The organism is Pseudomonas orientalis (genome assembly GCF_022807995.1).
Lineage (GTDB): Bacteria > Pseudomonadota > Gammaproteobacteria > Pseudomonadales > Pseudomonadaceae > Aquipseudomonas > Aquipseudomonas orientalis_B.
In genome coordinates this window covers 4,060,745-4,078,711 of the sequence record NZ_CP094351.1, presented here as the reverse complement: position 1 = coordinate 4,078,711, position 17,967 = coordinate 4,060,745, and the positions used below count along the sequence as shown (strand labels likewise).

Sequence of the window (17,967 nt, the reverse complement as noted above, 5' to 3'; positions counted from 1 at the left end):
CCTCGCTTAGGCTCGGTGTGCCCGAACGCAGGCTTGAATCCGTGCGCCGCCGCAATGGGCCATCCATGGCCCAGTGCGGCTAACCCGGCGTCCTGCCGGGTTACCCACGGATTCAAGCCTGCGTTCGGCCAGCGTGGTTTAACGGGGCGCCCAAGATCAAAAGCGACTCGCTGCGCATCGTGGTTACGGGTGGGCGTTACAGCGTCGTCTAGACAGCCGCGGACAAAATGTGGGAGGGGGCTTGCCCCCGATAGCGGTGGGTCAGTTATCAATGTATTCACTGTTACTCCCTCATCGGGGGCAAGTCGAATCGTCGCACCGCCCCTCCCACATTGTTCGGTGGCGCGGGCCTTGGAAGGTATGTGTTCATGCATCAATTGATTCTTGGCGGCGCTCGCTCGGGTAAGAGTCGTCTGGCTGAAAAGCTCGCCGGCGACAGTGGTCTGTCCGTGATTTATATCGCCACCAGCCAGCCGCTGGACGGTGAGATGAACCAGCGCGTTGCCTTGCACCGTGAACGTCGTCCCGATCACTGGGGCTTGATTGAAGAACCCGTCGAACTGGCGCGGGTGTTGCGCGAAAGCGCTGCTGCCGAACGCTGCCTGCTGGTGGATTGCTTGACCTTGTGGCTGACCAATCTGCTGATGTTGGAAGACACCGAGCGCCTGGCACTCGAGCGCGATCAACTGTTGCAAACCCTGGTGTCGCTGCCGGGTGAAATCATTTTTGTCAGCAACGAGACCGGACTGGGTGTCGTGCCGCTGGGCGAATTGACTCGCCGTTATGTGGATGAAGCCGGTTGGCTGCATCAAGCCTTGGCTGAGCGGTGTCAGCGTGTGGTGCTGACGGTGGCCGGCCTGCCCCTGACTTTGAAAGGTACTGCGTTATGACCGATTCCTGGTGGCTCCACCCCTGCAAGGCCATCGACACCTCTGCGCAGGAACAGGCGCGGGTGCGCCAGCAGCAGTTGACCAAGCCCGCCGGTTCCCTCGGCCAGTTGGAAGCGCTGGCGGTGCAATTGGCCGGTTTGCAGGGTCGGGTCAAGCCGTCGGTGGATCAGCTGTGGATCGCGATTTTTGCCGGCGACCATGGCGTGGTCGCCGAAGGTGTGTCGGCGTTTCCCCAGGAAGTGACCGGGCAGATGCTGCACAACTTTGTCACTGGTGGCGCGGCCATCAGCGTCCTGGCCCGGCAACTGGGTGCACAGTTGGAAGTGGTCGACCTTGGCACGGTGACGCCCTCCCTGGCGTTGCCCGGGGTGCGTCACCTGAATATCGGCGCGGGCACGGCCAACTTCGTCAACGGCCCGGCAATGACCCCCGCTCAGGGATGCCAGGCCCTTCAAGCTGGACGAGACAGCGCACACCGCGCCCGGGCAGACGGCGTACAGCTGTTTATCGGGGGCGAGATGGGCATCGGCAATACCACCGCCGCAAGTGCGTTGGCCTGTGCGCTGCTCGATTGCGCAGTGATTGATCTGACCGGGCCGGGCACGGGTTTGAATGCCCAGGGTGTCAGTCACAAAGTGGCGGTCATCGAGCGCGGCCTGACACTGCACGCGGCCCAGCGCGACGACGCGCTGCAGACGCTGTTCAACCTGGGTGGCTTTGAAATCGCCGCGCTGGTCGGTGCTTACCTGGCCTGCGCCCAGGCAGGCATCGTGGTGCTGGTGGACGGGTTTATCTGCAGCGTCGCCGCGCTGGTCGCCACGCGCCTGAACCCGGCATGCCGTGACTGGCTGGTGTTCGGCCATCGGGGTGCCGAACCGGGCCATCGCCACGTGCTGCACAGCCTTGACGCGCAGCCTCTGCTCGACCTGGGCCTGCGCCTGGGCGAAGGCAGCGGTGCGGCGTTGGCGGTGCCGCTGCTGCGCCTGGCCTGTGCGTTGCACGGGCAGATGGCGACCTTCGCTGAAGCGGCCGTGGCGGATCGCCCCGCATGACCTTGCACCTGGATGTGCTGCGCCACGGTGAAACCGAGTTGGGCGGGGGCCTGCGCGGCAGCCTGGATGACGCCCTGACGGCCAAGGGTTGGGAACAGATGCGTGCCGCAGTCGTGGGGCAGGGGCCTTGGGACCGGCTGATCAGTTCGCCATTGCAGCGCTGCGCGCGCTTTGCCCAGGAACTGGGCGAGCATCTGAACCTTCCGGTCAGCCTGGAAAAAGATCTGCAGGAGCTGCACTTCGGCGCCTGGGAAGGGCAGAGCGCGGCGGCGTTGATGCAGACCGATGCCGAGGGCCTGGGCTTGTTCTGGACCGATCCCTACAGTTTTACGCCGCCGCAAGGTGAGCCTGTGAGCGCATTTTCCGAGCGGGTGCTGAGTGCTGTCTCACGTCTGCGCCAGGCCCATGCCGGTGAGCGCGTGCTGTTGATCAGTCACGGTGGGGTGATGCGGCTGCTGCTGGCGCGCGCGCGCGGCTTGCCCCGTGAACAATTGCTGAATGTCGAAGTCGGCCATGGCAGGCTGTTCGGCCTGCAGGTGGCTGTCGACGGCACGTTGAAGGAAAGAGGCTGAGCATGCTGCCATTCTGGATCGCCCTGCAGTTCCTGAGCAGCCTGCCGATTCGCCTGCCAGGCATGCCGCAGCCGCAGGAACTGGGGCGTTCGTTGCTGTTTTATCCGCTGGTGGGCGTGCTGTTCGGCCTGCTGCTGTGGGGCCTGAGCGCATTGTTGATGGGCGCGCCACTGTTACTGCACGCCGCGCTGCTATTGAGCGCCTGGGTGCTGCTCAGTGGCGGCCTGCACTTGGACGGCCTGGCGGACAGTGCCGACGCCTGGCTGGGTGGCTTCGGCGACCGAGAACGCACCCTCACCATCATGAAGGACCCACGCAGCGGGCCCATCGCCGTGGTCACCCTGGGCCTGGTGTTGCTGCTCAAGTTCACCGCGCTGGTGGCGCTGATCGAGCAGCACAATGGCGCTGCGCTGATTCTCGCGCCGTTGATTGGCCGGGCGTCGATGCTGGCGCTGTTTCTGACCACGCGTTATGTGCGCGCAGGTGGATTGGGTCAGGCGCTGTCTGATCATTTGCCCAGGGTTGTCGGCCAGCAGGTGCTGATTCTCAGTGGACTGGCCTGCATCCTGATCGGCGGGTTCAACGGTGGGCTGGCGGTGCTGCTCGCCGCAGTGTGTTTTATCGGCTTGCGCAAGGTGATGGTCAAGCGCCTCGGCGGTACCACCGGCGATACCGCCGGCGCCCTGTTGGAGCTGCTTGAAACGGCAGTGCTGATCGGGCTGGCGTTGTAACACTTCCTTGCATTTACTCAACTCCGGGTATATACACGCTCCATGCTTGCCTCCCAATGTTTATGCACCAACCTGCGACGCGCCGCCCGTGGCGTCAGCAGGCACTACGATGGCGCCCTCGACGGCTTCGGGATCAACGTTGCCCAGTATTCTTTGCTGTGCAATCTGCAACGTCTCGATCAGCCGAGTATTTCCAGCCTGGCGGACGCCATGGGGCTGGACCGCAGCACCCTGGGGCGCAATTTACGCGTGCTGGAAGGTGAGGGCCTGGTGCGGTTGGTCGAGGGCGATGACCTGCGCAACCGCCTGGTGGTGTTGACCGAGGCGGGCCAGCAGCGCCTGGCGGCGGCTCTGCCGGCATGGGAAGCGGCGCAACAGAAATTGATCGATCGGCTTGGCGCGCAAAAGCGCGAAACCCTGTTGGCCTTGCTGGATGAACTGGCCTGAACGGCGGTTTGTTCGACTATAAGCGGGTATATACCCGCGAGCGGAGAATAAGAAATGACCTCGATGTGGCGCACCAGCGGCTGGGTTCTTTTGGGGAGTGCGCTGATCCTGGCGTTGTCCCTGGGCGTGCGGCACGGCTTCGGCCTGTTCCTGGCGCCGATGAGCGGCGAATTCGGTTGGGGGCGTGAGACGTTCGCTTTTGCCATTGCCCTGCAGAACCTGATCTGGGGCTTGGCACAGCCGTTCACCGGGGCCTTGGCCGACCGCTTCGGCGCGGCCAAAGCGGTATTCATCGGCGGCGTGTTGTACGCCGTGGGCCTGGTGATGATGGGGATGGCGGACTCGGCATGGTCATTGTCCCTGAGCGCCGGATTGCTGATCGGCATCGGCCTGTCCGGCACTTCGTTCTCAGTGATTCTCGGCGTGGTCGGCCGCGCCGTCCCAGCGGAAAAACGCAGCATGGCCATGGGCATCGCCAGCGCCGCCGGCTCCTTTGGCCAGTTCGCCATGGTGCCCGGTACCCTCGGCCTGATTGGTTGGCTGGGCTGGTCGGCAGCGCTGCTGGCGCTGGGCCTGATGGTGGCCTTGATCCTGCCGTTGGTGTCCATGCTCAAGGATAAACCGTTGCCGGTGACGGTCGGCCAACAGACCCTGCGCGAAGCGTTGAAAGAGGCGTGCTCTCACTCCGGATTCTGGTTGCTGGCTTTCGGCTTTTTCGTCTGCGGATTCCAAGTGGTGTTTATCGGTGTGCACCTGCCGGCATACCTGGTGGACCAGCATCTGCCGGCCACGGTGGGCACCACGGTGCTGGCCTTGATCGGCCTGTTCAATGTGTTCGGCACCTACACCGCCGGCTGGCTGGGTGGGCGCATGTCCAAGCCGCGCTTGCTCACCGGCCTGTACCTGTTGCGTGCGGTGGTGATCGTGCTGTTCCTGTGGGCGCCGGTCACCGAGGTCACGGCTTACCTGTTCGGCATGGCGATGGGGTTCCTGTGGCTGTCCACCGTACCGCTGACCAACGGCACCGTCGCCACCTTGTTCGGTGTGCGAAACCTGTCGATGTTGGGCGGGATTGTGTTTTTGTTCCACCAACTCGGTTCGTTCCTCGGTGGCTGGTTGGGCGGCGTGGTCTATGATCGAACCGGTAGCTATGACTTGATCTGGCAGGTGGCAATTTTGCTCAGCCTGCTTGCAGCGGCCCTGAACTGGCCGGTGCGCGAACGGCCGGTGGCGCGTGTGCAGGCGCAAATGGAGGCGGCATGAGTGCAGCACTGCGGTGCTTGATCCTGGCGGCGACGCTGGTGTTGCTGCTGCTGGCCTGGTGGGGCTGGCAGCAAGGCGGCCTGGCGTTGATGCAGTTGGGCATGGCGATCTGTTAAGTTCTGTGACTGAACCGAATCAAGGAACTTTGATATGTTGATGCGCTGGCTCGCTCTACCCGTCCTGATGGCTGCTGGCAGTGTGGCCCTGGCCGCCGAATGCCCGCCGTTGCTGGAGGGCCAATTGCCCAAGCTGCGGGCCAAAGAATCCATTGATCTGTGCCAGCGTTTTGCAGGCAAGCCTCTGGTGATCGTCAATACAGCAAGCTTCTGCGGCTTCGCCCCGCAATTCAAGGGGCTCGAAGCCTTGTATCAGCGCTATAAGGGAGAGGGCCTGGAGGTGATTGGCGTGCCTTCGGACGACTTCAAGCAGGAGGCCAAGACCGGCGAGGAGACCGCCAAGGTCTGCTACGTCAATTACGGCGTGACCTTCACCATGACCGAACCGCAGAAGGTCAAGGGGCCGGACGCGGTGCACCTGTTCAAGAGCCTGGCGCAGCAGACCGACACGCCGCCGAAGTGGAATTTCTACAAGTACGTGGTGGATCGCCAGGGCAACGTGATTGCCCATTTTTCCAGCCTGACCAAGCCTGACAGTCCCGAGCTGATCAAGGCGGTGGAGGAGGCGATAGCTTCCAAGCCCTGATAGCAAGTCATGATCGTCCATTAAAAAGCCCCGCCTCCTTTGCAGGAGAGCGGGGCTTTTTTGGGCCGCGATGAATCAGAAGCGGTAGGTCATGCCCAGGCCGAAACCGTTGGCACTGTTTTCATACTTGGCGTTGTAGCTGGCCAGTTGGTTGGAGCGTGCAACCTTGACGTCCTCTTCCTTCAGGTAGGAGTAAGCCACGTCGATGGTCATGTTCGGCATGACCTCGTAGCCCAGGCCCAGACTGAAGATGGTGCGGTCGCCGGTAGGAATGCGCGGCGAGCGATCCGTGTTGTTGGTCGGCGACTGGTCGAACGTCAGGCCGGTACGCAATACCACCTGCTTGGTCAACTGATACGAAGTACCCACGGCGTAAGCCCAGGTGTCGTGCCAGTTCTGGTCTTCCTTGATGGTGCTGACCAGACCGGGGGCCAACGCGCCACCCGCTGCGGCCGTCACGCCTTCGTTCTTGACGGTGATGTCTTTCAGGCGGCTCCAGCGGGTCCAGGTTGCACCGGCGTAGAGTTTCCAGGCATCGGTCAGGTCCTGGGTCACCGACAGGTCGTAGGACTCAGGGGTATCGATCTTCAGCGAAGCGTCGTAGCGATTGCTGCGCAGGAACGGCGAGGTCGCAGTCGGCGCGGTGACTTCGGTGTGGCCGTCCAGCTTGTAGCTGACCTTGGAGTGATAGGTCAGGCCAACGCGGGTGGTATCGGTGGCTTGTACCAGTACGCCGATGTTGAAGCCCAGCGCGGTGTCGTCACCCTTGATCTTGATGTTGGTGTCCGGCGCGCGAGGATTCAGCGTCAGGTCCGATTCCAGGGTACCGGCAATGCGGTTGATGGTCGGGCCAAAACCCACGGAAACGCGATCGTTGAAGGCGTAGCTGACCGTCGGTTGCAAGGTCATGACTTTCACTTCGCTTTTGCTGCCGAAGCCACGGCCCTGGAAGCCGCTTTCGTAGTCAGTTATCAGGCCGAACGGCGCATAGACGCCGAAACCCACAGACCACTGATCGTTGAGTTTATTGGTGTAGAAACCGAAAGGGACGGCGGTGAACGGCACCATATCGCCTTTGTTGCTGCCGGCGGAGCGACCGCTGGTATCGCTCAGGTCGGTGGAGGCATCGATGGCTGCGACACCGCCGGTGATCTGCTGGCCGTTCAGGCGAGCCATACCGGCAGGGTTGCCATAGACCGTGCTTGCATCATCGGCAGAAGAAGAGCGACCCGCGAAACCGGTACCCATCCCGCTGACGCTCTGTTCGTTCAGGGCGAAGCCGCTGGCGAACAGTTGGGAGGATGCCATGGCAACGGCGAGGCTAAGTGTGGTCTTGAGCATTACTTTTTTCATTATTAGAACTCCGTGTGATCACCGCTGCGGAAAGTATCAATAAATTTCACATCGCGCTATAGGCTGTAACGCAGGAGATAGAGCGGTTTTGTAGGACAATCCGACCAGGTTTGTGCTTTTTTGACGAATCTTGCAAATTGCCCGGTCAGCAGGTCACGTGTTTCATGGGCGAGACGCAGGTTTGCCAGGCCTGAGAGAAATCTCGCCAGTGGCTTTGAGGGTGAAATATTTATAATGAATGACGGGCCCGAGAAGGCGGCTTGGCAGCGGTGGATCGGAACTCAGGCCCGTCGCAAGCGGATCATGCCGCTTGAGTTGAAGTGTAGTGTCATATTTATCCTGTAAAGGACTGTTTTTAAAACATCTTATTTACGCAGCTATAACGTTTATATCTATTCGTGATTAGAAAAAAGTAATTCGGGTAAATTCCAGGCAATAAAAAACCCTGTGTTTCAGACAGGGTTTTTTGTGTTTCAGCGACTCGGGTCGATCAGGCAGTCAGTGCCTGACGGGTACGCTCGATCACGGCCTGCAGCGGTTCTGCGCTGGAGTATTGATCGGGGTACAGGCGTTCGCTGTGACGAGCGATGCCGTGTTCGTTGACCAGGGTGAAGCTGAAGCAGCCTTTGCGAGCGGCCATGATCAGGCAGTTCATTGGGGCAAAAGCGTTGGTGAGGGTGCGGATGGCATCCTGAGTGTGGATTTGAGCGTTCATATTATGGGTGTTCCTACAAATGACACAGATAAGAACCGTGCCGTATTAAAACGTTCCAGTGACGTTGATCACCATTGATCAAACGAAGAACCCGACTGGAACAAAGCAGCCAGTTTGAAGCGCTATTGAATGAGGCGCGCTTGGGCTGGCAGGTAGGTACTTAGGAGGGCAGGCAACACAACAGGGGCAAAGGTTCTGGGCCCGGGGTGAAGATCCTGATCAATTTGCAGGTTGGTTCGGTCAGAGTATGGAGACTTCGCGACACCCTTTGCTTGTTCAAAGGCTGTGTCGTCGCAAGTGATACCTGGAAACCATCGAGGTGGTCGATCCCATGTGGTTCAAGGGATATGTTCGACCAGAATTGACTTTCAGCTTGGTACTAACGCCGCGGATAGTAACGGATCGAAACAAGGAAAGGAAGTGGGTCGGATAAAAAAACCGATCAGCTTCCCAGCAGTCCGCGATAGACCAGTACGGTAATCGACGCGGCCAAGGTACAACCAAGCCCGTAGGCGGCGAGGGTCAGCCTCAGGGACTTGCCGGTCTCGATGACCCGCATGACATCACGCATGTCATCGATCCCGCCTTCTCCGAGCTCGATGCACAGACTTACCGCAGTCAGGGCGGCGGATACCAGGATAGCGATGGCAAACAGCGCGCCGTCCGGGGACGGTAACAGTGCATTGATGCCCAGGGACGTCGCGCAAATGGCCAGCAGCAACGCGGCGAATAACAGAATTCCTTTCATCGTCCCTGCACGGTTGCGTTGTCGGTGGGGGAGTGTGGCGAGCCGCGAGCGCTTTGAAAAGTCCCCAGGCTTGCTGGGAGTAACATTTTCCGAGGGCGTCGGATCAAAAAAGCTGGCGATATAACCATTGACTGGGTAGTTGTGCACATTAGTCGCAGCGCGTGTAACTTCATTGGCAACTGCCCTGAAGCCTGCCCATTTGCCTGCAATCAAAATTTAAGTCAATGAAAAATCTCGCTTTTTTTTATTGGTGAAAAAAACGTCAGTTTGACTGCGGGCCCCGTTCCATGGGCCTTTGCGCGCGTTAAAGCCGGGTTGTCCACTGAGTTATCCACAGCTTCTGTGGATTGTCCCAAGCGCTTGCTCTAGAACGGGCGTGCAGGGATTTTTGAGCTTTACCTGTACGAAAAAAAGAGTAGAGTGGCGCGCCTTCCGTTCTGTCCCACAGTGCTTTATGAAGTTTCGCTCAGTATCACCTTCTGTTACCGACACTCCCCAAACTGTTACCGCGCCCAAGCGCTTCTCTTTGAAAGTCGCCTTATGGCTGCTCGACAGCCCGCGCCTGGGGCAGAGTACCAACATCAAGCACCTGGCCGGTCGTCTGCTCAAGCAGCCTGCCCGCGAAGGCGTGGTGGCCGCGCAGAGCCGCCTCGGCCAATTGATGTGCCGAGAATGCGAAAATGCCCGCGACCGGCGTATCGGCCAGGACTTGCTGCGTTCGGCGGCCCGTGCCGGCGACCGCCGCGCCCGGCGCGAATTGGGCCAGGTCGAAGACTGAGCTGTCCTCCCGTGCCTTGCTTGGTTAACCTTGCTGTTTTTGGGTGAAGGCAGAAATGACTATGGTGTTCGACTGGACCAGCGTCGCCCTTGGGTTTGCCGGCGCTGCGCTGCCTTTATTGGCGTGGTGCTGGCAGATCCAACGGCGGCTGACCGCGCGCACCACCGGCTGGGAGCTGCTGGAAGAGCGCCTGGCGATTGCGCAATTAGCCCAGGAAGGGCTCGCCGCCCAGTTGGATGCCAGCCGCGACGAGATCAGCGATCTGAGCCAGGCCAACGCCGCCAAGCAGGCCGACCTGGCAGCGGTACGCCGCGAAGTCGAGCTGTTGCAGATCGACCGCGATAACGCCCGCGACGCCGCCCACGCCTGGAATCTTGACCGCAGCGCCAAGGAAACCGAACTGCGTCGCCTTGACGCCCTGGCCGCAGCCCTGCGCGCCGAGCTGCGGGAACAGCAGGACAGCCATCAACAACGTCTTGCCGATCTGCAGGGTTCCCGGGATGAGCTGCGTGCGCAGTTCGCCGAACTCGCCGGGAAGATTTTCGACGAGCGCGAACAGCGCTTTGCCGAAACCAGCCAGGAGCGGCTTGGGCAGCTACTGGACCCGCTCAAGGAACGCATCCAGTCCTTCGAGAAGCGCGTTGAAGAAAGCTACCAGAACGAAGCCCGCGAGCGCTTTTCCCTGGCCAAGGAGCTTGAACGCCTGCAGCAATTGAACCTGCGCCTGTCGGACGAAGCCACCAACCTGACCCGCGCCCTCAAGGGCCAGAAAACCCAGGGTAACTGGGGCGAGCTGATTCTGGAGCGAGTGCTGGAACATGCGGGTCTGGAAAAAGGTCGCGAGTACCAGACCCAGGTCAGCCTCAAAGGCCCTGACGGCGAACGCTTCCAGCCGGACGTGCTGATCATGTTGCCGGGCGACAAGCAGGTGGTGGTGGACTCCAAGGTCAGCCTGACCGCGTACCAGCAGTACGTCGCGGCGGATGACGAGGTGATTGGCCAGGTGGCGTTGAAGCAGCATGTGCTGTCCTTGCGCAATCATGTCAAGGGCTTGGCCAGCAAGGATTACAAGCGTCTGGAAGGCTTGCACAGCCTGGATTTCGTGCTGTTGTTCGTGCCGATCGAAGCGGCATTTTCCGCCGCGCTGCAAGCCGAGCCGAACCTGTTCCAGGAAGCCTTTGATCGTCATATCGTGATTGTCAGCCCGACCACCTTGCTGGCCACCCTGCGGGTGATCGACAGCCTGTGGAAGCAGGAGCGCCAGAGCCAGAACGCGCGGGAAATCGCCGAGCGCGCCGGTTGGCTGTATGACAAGTTCGTGCTGTTTATCCAGGATCTGGACGAAGTGGGTAATCGCCTGCAACAGTTGGATAAGGCTTACAGCGCAGCGCGCAACAAACTGACGGACGGACGCGGGAATCTGGTCAGCCGTACCGAGCAACTGAGATTGCTCGGCGCCCGAGCGAGCAAGAGCCTGCCGGCGGATCTGCTCGAGCGCGCGATGACGGATGCTGACGGTGTAGCGCATCTTCCTGAGTAAAACACAGGCCAAATGTGGGAGGGGGCTTGCCCCCGATTGCGGAGTTTCAGTCGCCAGATCTATTGGCTGATGCACCGCCATCGGGGGCAAGCCCCCTCCCACATTTTGTGCAGAGTACACATGAATTAAAGGGGCAAATGCCGACTCAACAGCGCCCGCAATGCCGCCGGTTTCACAGGCTTGGCCAGGTAATCCAGCCCCGCCGCATGCACCTTGGCCACCATCTCCGCACGGCCATCGGCACTGATGACCACGCCGGGAATCGGCTCGGCCAATTGGGCGCGCAGCCAGCCCATCAATTCAGTACCGGTCTCGCCGTGGTCCAGGTGGTAATCCACCAACGCGAGTTGCGGGCGCATGCCCTCAGCCAACAGGGCCGCGCATTGCGCCTGGTCAGTGGCGGTCCACACCTCGCAACCCCAGCGTGTCAGCAAGCTGCGCATGCCGATCAGGATGCTTTCTTCGTTATCCACGCACAGTATGTGCGCGCCGCTGAGTGGCAGGCCATTTTCCTGCGCGGCCCTGACCGGTGCAGCGGTCTGGTTACGCGCCAGCGGTACACGCACACTGAACACGCTGCCCTTGCCCGGCCACGAGCGTACGCTCAGGCGATGGCCCAGCACGCGGCACAGGCCGTCGGCAATTGCCAGACCCAGGCCCAGGCCCTTTTCGGCGCGGGTCTGGTGACTGTCCAGGCGCTTGAATTCTTCGAAAATCACTTTCTGTTTGTCCAGCGGGATGCCGGGGCCGCGGTCCCAGACTTCCAGGCACAACTGGCCCTGGCGGCGACGTACGCCCAGCAGTACCGGCCCATCGGCATAGCGAAAGGCGTTGGTCAGGAAATTCTGCAGAATCCGCCGCAGTAACTTGATGTCGCTGTCCACCCGCAGGCGACTGCCGCGCAGACGAAAGCGCAAGCCTTGCTCCTGGGCCAGGGCCTTGAATTCGGCGCCCAGGGTGTCGAATAACTCGTTGAGGACAAACGGTTGACGTTGTGGATTGATCTTGCCGTTTTCCAGGCGCGAGATATCCAGCAAGTCGCTGATCAGATCCTCGGCCGAGCGCAGCGAACTGTCCAGGTGCTGCACCAGTTGCCGAGCCTCGCTGGAAAGGCCTTCGTGCTGGTGGGACAGGGCAGCCGAGAACAGGCGTGCGGCGTTCAGCGGTTGCATCAGGTCATGGCTGACGGCCGCCAGAAAGCGGGTCTTGGACTGGCTGGCGGATTCGGCCACGCCCTTGGCCTCGGTCAACGCGACGTTGAGCTGCGACAGTTCATGGGTACGCTCGGTCACCCGCTGTTCCAGGCCTTCGTTGGCCTCGGTCAGCGCCTGTTCGGCTTCGCGGAACGCAGTGATGTCGGTGAAACTCATGACAAAACCGCCGCCTGGCATCGGGTTGCCGATCAGCTCGATCACCCGCCCATTGGGAAACAGCCGCTCGGACGTGTGCGCACGGCCCTGGCGCATCCAGTGCAGGCGTCGCGCCACATGCACCTGCGCCTCACCGGGGCCGCACAGGCCGCGCTCGGCATTGTAGCGGATGATGTCGGCAATCGGCCGGCCGACACTGATCAGGCCGTCGGGATAATTGAACAGCTCCAGGTAGCGCCGGTTCCAGGCCACCAGCTTGAGCGACTGATCCACCACGCTGATGCCCTGGGTAATGTTTTCGATCGCACCCTGCAGCAGGGCGCGGTTGAATTGCAGCACCTCGGAGGCTTCGTCGGCGATCCTTACCACGTCCTCCAGTTGCATGTCCCGCCCTTCAATGGCGGCTTTGACCACGGCGCGTGTGGACGACGCACCGAGTACGCCCGCCAGCAAACGCTCGGTGTGGGCGATCCAGTCGTTGTCGGCATTCTGGTTGGGGTTGAAGCCTTTGCCCTGGCGATAGGCAAAACGGATAAAGCTCTGCTGAGCGCGTTCTTCACCGACAAAGCGCGCCGACAGGCTGAGCAGGTCGCTGATCTGTACCGACAGCATGGAACGGGCGCTGGCGCGCTGGCTGATTTCCTGACCGATAAAGCGGCCGGCCTGCCAATGCTCGGAGACCCGAGTGCGCGACAGCATCGATACCCACACAAACAGCGTGAAATTACCGGCCAGGGAGAACACGGTGCCCAAGGTCAGCGAGGTCACGGAAAGCCCGAACGGGTGCGAGTGCATCCAGGTCAGGCCGGGGAACAGGCTCAGCGACCAGCCCAGGCTTTTCGCGGTAACCGGCAGGACCAGGGTGTAGAACCACAAGAACGTACCCGCCGTCAAACCTGCAAACACCCCGCGCCGGTTGGCCTGTTTCCAGTACAGCGCACCAAGCATCGCCGGGGCCAGCTGGGTCACGGCGGCAAACGCGATCTGGCCGATGGTCGCCAGGCTCGCGGTGGAACCCAACAGTCGATAGCTCACATAGGCCAGCAGCAGGATGATCACGATGCTGACCCGGCGCACCGACAGCATCCAGTGGCGGAACACTTCGAAGGGCCGTTCGGCGCTGGAGCGGCGCAACAGCCAGGGCAGCAGCATGTCGTTGGAGACCATGGTCGACAAGGCAATGCTGGCGACGATCACCATGCCGGTGGCCGCCGAGGCGCCGCCGATAAAGGCCAGTACAGCGAGGGCCGGGTGGGCTTCGGCCATCGGCAGGCTGATCACGTAGGAATCGGGCAGCACGGAGCCGGGCAACAGCATCTTGCCGCCGAGGGCGATGGGGATCACGAACAGCGCGGCAAGGATCAGATAAGCCGGGAACACCCACTTGGCCAGGCGCAAGTCCTGCGGGTCGATATTCTCCACCACCGTCACGTGAAATTGCCGGGGCAGGCAGATGATTGCCATCATCGCAACGCCGGTCTGCACCACCATCGACGGCCAGTTGATGGTTTCCTTCCAGTATTCCTCCAGGCGCGGTGCAAGCATCGCCTGGCTGAACAGGTCGCCGAAACCGTCGTACAGCCCGTAGGTCACAAACGCGCCGACCGCCAGGAACGCGAACAGCTTGACCAGCGATTCAAAGGCAATCGCCAGCACCATGCCGCGGTGGTGTTCGGTGGCGTCGAGGTTGCGCGTACCGAACACGATGGTGAACAGCGCCAGCACCAGCGACACCACCAATGCGGTGTCCTGGGCCCGCGTGCCGGTGGTGTCGGGCCCGGCGCCGATCAACAGGTTCACGCCGAGCACGATGCCCTTGAGCTGCAGGGCGATATAAGGCAATACGCCGACCAGGCAGATCAACGCGACCACCACTGCCAGGGACTGGGATTTGCCGTAGCGTGCGGCGATAAAGTCGGCGATGGACGTGATGTTTTCCTGCTTGCTGATCAGAATCATCTTCTGCAGCACCCAGGGCGCCAGTACCAGCAACAGCACCGGCCCCAGGTAGATCGGCAAGAATGCCCACAGCTGTTCGGCCGCCTGGCCTACGGCGCCGAAGAAGGTCCAGCTGGTGCAATACACGGCCAGCGATAAGCTATACACCCACGCACGTACGCGCGGTGGCAGCGGCGCATGGCGGCGGTCACCGTAAAAGGCGATGGCAAACATAATGGCCATATAGGCCAGGGCAACGGCGGCGATCAGCCCGCTGGACAGCGTCATGGTAACTCCGAGCATAAGAACACCCGGGCAGTGCGGGCCCGGTCGGACAGTCTCGCATGATGCATGGGGTTAGTCAGTGTCGACCAAGGTCTGAGCGCGACCTGATGTCGCGGCTTATCGCGGGGGCAGGGTTTTCTGGCGCAGGATGTAAATCGTCACCAGCACCGCGCTGGTCAGCATGAACCCGCGTGCCCACGGCAACGGCACCAGGTAGCAGGACACGGCGATGCTCAGCCACATCAGCACGATGGCGTAGACCTTGCCCTTGAGCGGGATGCCGTTACCGTCCAGGTAATCACGAATCCACGGGCCCAGGCGCGGGTGTTCCACCAACCAGTGATAGAAACGCGGGGAGCTTCGAGCGAAGCAGGCGGCGGCCAGCAGGAGAAAGGGTGTGGTCGGCAGTACCGGCAGGAAGATGCCGATCACCCCCAGCGCTACGCTCAGCCAGCCGACGGCCAGCAGCGCGTAACGCAGGAGCGGCGAGCGCTTGCCCATGGGGTCCACGGGCAAATGACTCAGTGGTGACGTGGCTTGAGGATCGCCGGTTTTTCGTCAGGCGCGTTGCACAGCAGGTACAGCGCGGTGAGGGCTTCCGGGATCTGCACGATCATGTCGTCCATCAGGTTGGCGTCGGCGGCGATGTCGGAAAACTCGGCTTCTTCTTCAAAAAGCCCCGAACCGACCATGATCGGCAGCAGCATTTCGCTGACTTCTTCCTCGGCGGTTTCGAACCAGGCGGCTTCGCGCAGGAACACCCCTTCCATGAAACCGATGCACCAGCCGCGCAGGTCGGAGTCGTCCGGGTCGTCGCCCAGGTCCAGTTCGCAGGGCAGCTCGAACTCTTCATCGGAAGCCAGTTGGCGACTGATGTGGGCTTTGAGGGCCAGCAGGGTGGCTTCGATTTCTTGGCGCTGGGCGTCGTCGGCGTAATGAGGTTCTTCGGCGAACAGCGCGTCGATCCACTCACGGTCCGGCACGACTTCGGAGCAGATCGACAACGCGGTCAGGTAGCCGTGGGCGGCCACGTAGTCCAGCGCCTCGTCATGCAGCTCATCGGCGTCGAGGAAGGCTTGCAGGCGGGTTAGTTGCTCAGCGAAGGACATTGAAGAGTTACCTTGGGAATAAACGATGCTGAATTCTAGGCGTTCTTGCGCGCCCAAGCCAGTCGCCATGCAGATTTGCCGGGTTTTAGAGACGGGCTGCAATTCGTCAGTGGTGCCCTTTGGCGGATGACGCTCGGGTATACTGCCGCGTTTTGTGATGCCCGTGCAGGCCAGGCGCCAGTCCGCGAAAACTTCGCTTACGGATTATTTTCCTTGAAAGCGTATTTTTTCGGCCAGCCTGTACAGAGGGTTTCGGGACTATTTTTGGAGTTATACATGCTCGAGCAGGCTCAACGCGTCCTCAAGGACATCTTCGGCTACGACAGTTTTCGTGGCCGCCAGGGTGCGATCATTGAGCGCGTGGCCAGCGGCGGCGATGCCCTGGTGCTGATGCCTACCGGTGGCGGCAAGTCGTTGTGCTTCCAGGTGCCGGCGCTGTTGCGCAATGGCCTGGCCGTAGTCGTGTCGCCGCTCATCGCATTGATGGACGACCAGGTCGCCACCCTGGAAGAACTGGGTGTCGCCGCCGCTGCCTTGAACTCCACCCTCAGCGCCGAGCAGCAGCGCGACCTGGCGGCGCGGATCAAGCGCGGTGAAGTGAAGATGCTTTACCTGGCGCCGGAGCGGCTGGTGCAGCCGCGCATGCTGGCGTTCCTGCAAAACCTTGAAATCGCCCTGTTCGCCATCGACGAAGCCCACTGTGTGTCGCAGTGGGGCCACGATTTCCGCCGCGAATACCTGCAGCTCGGCCAACTGGCGGAGCTGTTCCCCGACGTGCCGCGCATCGCCCTGACCGCCACCGCCGACAAGCGTACCCGCGAAGAGATCGTCGAGCGCCTGCATCTGCAGAACGCCGAACGTTTCCTGTCGAGCTTCGACCGCCCGAATATTTTCTACCGCATCGTGCCCAAGGAGCAGCCGCGCAAGCAGTTGCTCGCGTTCCTCTCCGAGCGGCGCAGCGATGCGGGTATCGTTTATTGCCTGTCACGCAAGAAGGTCGATGAAGTTGCCGCGTTCCTCTGTGAACAGGGTTATCCGGCGCTGCCTTATCACGCCGGCTTGCCCAATGAAACACGCTCGGCGCACCAGAAGCGCTTCCTCAACGAGGAAGGCCTGATCATGGTGGCGACCATCGCCTTCGGCATGGGCATCGACAAATCCAACGTGCGTTTCGTGGCGCACATGGACCTGCCCAAATCCCTTGAGGCCTATTATCAGGAAACCGGCCGCGCCGGCCGTGACGGCCTGCCGGCGGATGCCTGGATGGTCTATGGCCTGCAGGATGTGGTGATGCTCAAGCAGATGCTGCAGAACTCCGAAGGCGACGAGCGCCACAAGCGTCTGGAGCAGCACAAACTCGACGCGATGCTCTCGCTGTGCGAAGAGACCCGCTGCCGCCGCCAGACGCTGCTGGCGTATTTCGATGAAGACATGCCGCAACCCTGCGGCCATTGCGATAACTGCATCGACGGCGTGCAGACCTGGGACGCCACTGAACCGGCGCGCCAGGCGTTGTCGACGATCTACCGCACCGGCCAGCGCTATGGCGTCGGTCACCTGGTGGACGTGTTGCTGGGCAAGGACAACGAAAAGATCCGCAGCTTCGGCCACGAGAAACTCTCGGTCTACGGCGTCGGCAAGGCCCGCGCCGAAGGCGAATGGCGCTCGCTGTTCCGACAGATGGTGGCGCGCGGTCTGGTGGACATCGATATCGAAGGCTACGGCGGCCTGCGCCTGAGCGACAGCTGCCGGCCCTTGCTCAAGGGCGAAGTCAGCCTGGAGTTGCGCCGCGACCTCAAGCCGCAGACCACCGCCAAGAGCAGCACCAGCCAGGCCAGCCAACTGGTGCGTGGCGAGGAGCGCGAACAGTGGGAGGCGTTGCGTACCCTGCGGCGCAAACTGGCGCAGGAACACAGCGTGCCGCCTTACGTCATCTTTCCCGACTCCACCTTGCTGGAAATGCTTCGCGAGCAGCCCACCAGCATGGCAGAGATGGCCAGGGTCAGCGGCGTGGGGGCGCGCAAGCTGGAGCGTTATGGTCAGGCCTTCCTTGAGGTGCTCGGCGGCCAGGCCGAAGCACCGAAGGAAATCACCGATATCCGCCACGAACTGATCAGCCTGGCCCGCGCTGGCATGACTCCGATCCAGATCGCGGGCCAGCTGCAATGTTCGGAAAAGAATGTCTATACGCTGCTGGCCGAAGCCATCGGCAAGCAGCAATTGTCTCTGGAACAGGCCCTTGATTTGCCTGAGGATTTGCTCGGCGAAATCCAGGATGCATTCCTCGACGGGGAGGGCGAATTGCCACCTGTTGCGGAGATCGCGCCGCTGTTTGCCGGGCGGGTTCCAGAGGGCGTTCTGTACTGCGTACGTGCCGCTTTGCAGTCGGAATTCGAAATTTAGTGTGGCAATTACGACAATGTAACGAATCAGTACATACCGGGCCTTGCCTCCTGGCATGGCTCATGCTTAGC

The 17,967-nt window shown here is 61.4% G+C and carries 16 protein-coding genes; 10 read left to right on the top strand and 6 right to left on the bottom strand.

Translation table 11 applies throughout. The features are described from left to right. Positions 1-368: 368 nt before the first annotated feature. From cobU to MRY17_RS18045, 7 genes are all read left to right on the top strand, one after another. Entirely contained in the window at positions 369-890 is a 522-nt protein-coding gene (cobU, locus tag MRY17_RS18075) for a bifunctional adenosylcobinamide kinase/adenosylcobinamide-phosphate guanylyltransferase (RefSeq protein WP_243352623.1), read from the top strand. Continuing rightward, positions 887-1,942 carry a nicotinate-nucleotide--dimethylbenzimidazole phosphoribosyltransferase gene (gene cobT, locus MRY17_RS18070; protein WP_243352622.1) on the top strand — a complete coding sequence of 352 codons (1,056 nt, stop codon included), beginning with the start codon at positions 887-889 and terminating at the stop codon, positions 1,940-1,942. The genes cobU and cobT overlap by 4 nt, the downstream gene beginning before the upstream one ends. Further along, positions 1,939-2,514, top strand: a complete 576-nt coding sequence (cobC, locus tag MRY17_RS18065) for an alpha-ribazole phosphatase family protein (protein WP_243352621.1) — start codon at positions 1,939-1,941, stop codon at positions 2,512-2,514. The genes cobT and cobC overlap by 4 nt, the downstream gene beginning before the upstream one ends. 2 nt (positions 2,515-2,516) lie before the next feature. Further along, on the top strand, positions 2,517-3,245 hold the full coding sequence (locus tag MRY17_RS18060) for an adenosylcobinamide-GDP ribazoletransferase (RefSeq protein ID WP_243352620.1): 729 nt from the start codon (positions 2,517-2,519) through the stop codon (positions 3,243-3,245). A gap of 42 nt (positions 3,246-3,287) precedes the next feature. Next, entirely contained in the window at positions 3,288-3,692 is a 405-nt protein-coding gene (locus tag MRY17_RS18055) for a MarR family winged helix-turn-helix transcriptional regulator (protein WP_181282769.1), read from the top strand. A 54-nt stretch (positions 3,693-3,746) separates the two neighbouring features. Beyond that, positions 3,747-4,955 carry an MFS transporter gene (locus MRY17_RS18050; protein WP_425540417.1) on the top strand — a complete coding sequence of 403 codons (1,209 nt, stop codon included), beginning with the start codon at positions 3,747-3,749 and terminating at the stop codon, positions 4,953-4,955. A 150-nt stretch (positions 4,956-5,105) separates the two neighbouring features. After that, complete coding sequence (locus MRY17_RS18045; RefSeq protein WP_243352619.1) at positions 5,106-5,657, top strand: glutathione peroxidase; 552 nt, start codon at positions 5,106-5,108, stop codon at positions 5,655-5,657. Between the two features lie 75 nt (positions 5,658-5,732). On the opposite strand, the gene MRY17_RS18040 is transcribed toward MRY17_RS18045, so the two are convergent. The 3 genes from MRY17_RS18040 to MRY17_RS18030 all read right to left on the bottom strand — a co-directional run bounded on the left by MRY17_RS18040 (position 5,733) and on the right by MRY17_RS18030 (position 8,473). Next, positions 5,733-7,010: an OmpP1/FadL family transporter gene (locus MRY17_RS18040; RefSeq protein ID WP_104504202.1), complete on the bottom strand. Its 1,278-nt coding sequence runs from the start codon at positions 7,008-7,010 to the stop codon at positions 5,733-5,735. A gap of 490 nt (positions 7,011-7,500) precedes the next feature. Beyond that, a complete protein-coding gene (locus tag MRY17_RS18035; protein WP_005790139.1) occupies positions 7,501-7,725 on the bottom strand; it encodes a hypothetical protein in 225 nt (74 codons plus the stop codon). A gap of 442 nt (positions 7,726-8,167) precedes the next feature. Further along, entirely contained in the window at positions 8,168-8,473 is a 306-nt protein-coding gene (locus MRY17_RS18030; protein ID WP_181282771.1) for a hypothetical protein, read from the bottom strand. Positions 8,474-8,927: 454 nt separating this feature from the next. On the opposite strand from MRY17_RS18030, the gene MRY17_RS18025 reads away from it, so the two are divergent. Together MRY17_RS18025 and rmuC are read left to right on the top strand one after the other, a co-directional pair. Further along, positions 8,928-9,251 (top strand): sel1 repeat family protein, encoded by a 324-nt coding sequence (locus tag MRY17_RS18025; protein ID WP_181282772.1) that lies wholly within the window; start codon positions 8,928-8,930, stop codon positions 9,249-9,251. Between the two features lie 175 nt (positions 9,252-9,426). Beyond that, positions 9,427-10,791, top strand: coding sequence for a DNA recombination protein RmuC (gene rmuC / locus MRY17_RS18020; protein WP_181282806.1), 1,365 nt, complete (start codon positions 9,427-9,429; stop codon positions 10,789-10,791). A gap of 125 nt (positions 10,792-10,916) precedes the next feature. Here rmuC and MRY17_RS18015 read toward each other — a convergent pair whose 3' ends face one another. From MRY17_RS18015 to MRY17_RS18005, 3 genes are all read right to left on the bottom strand, one after another. Further along, a complete protein-coding gene (locus MRY17_RS18015) occupies positions 10,917-14,387 on the bottom strand; it encodes a hybrid sensor histidine kinase/response regulator (RefSeq protein WP_243352618.1) in 3,471 nt (1,156 codons plus the stop codon). Positions 14,388-14,501: 114 nt separating this feature from the next. Beyond that, a complete protein-coding gene (locus tag MRY17_RS18010) occupies positions 14,502-14,885 on the bottom strand; it encodes a YbaN family protein (RefSeq protein WP_181282774.1) in 384 nt (127 codons plus the stop codon). Positions 14,886-14,905: 20 nt separating this feature from the next. Then, positions 14,906-15,493, bottom strand: coding sequence for a YecA family protein (locus MRY17_RS18005; RefSeq protein ID WP_191952140.1), 588 nt, complete (start codon positions 15,491-15,493; stop codon positions 14,906-14,908). A 276-nt stretch (positions 15,494-15,769) separates the two neighbouring features. On the opposite strand from MRY17_RS18005, the gene recQ reads away from it, so the two are divergent. Beyond that, entirely contained in the window at positions 15,770-17,896 is a 2,127-nt protein-coding gene (recQ, locus tag MRY17_RS18000) for a DNA helicase RecQ (protein WP_243352617.1), read from the top strand. Positions 17,897-17,967: the final 71 nt, after the last annotated feature.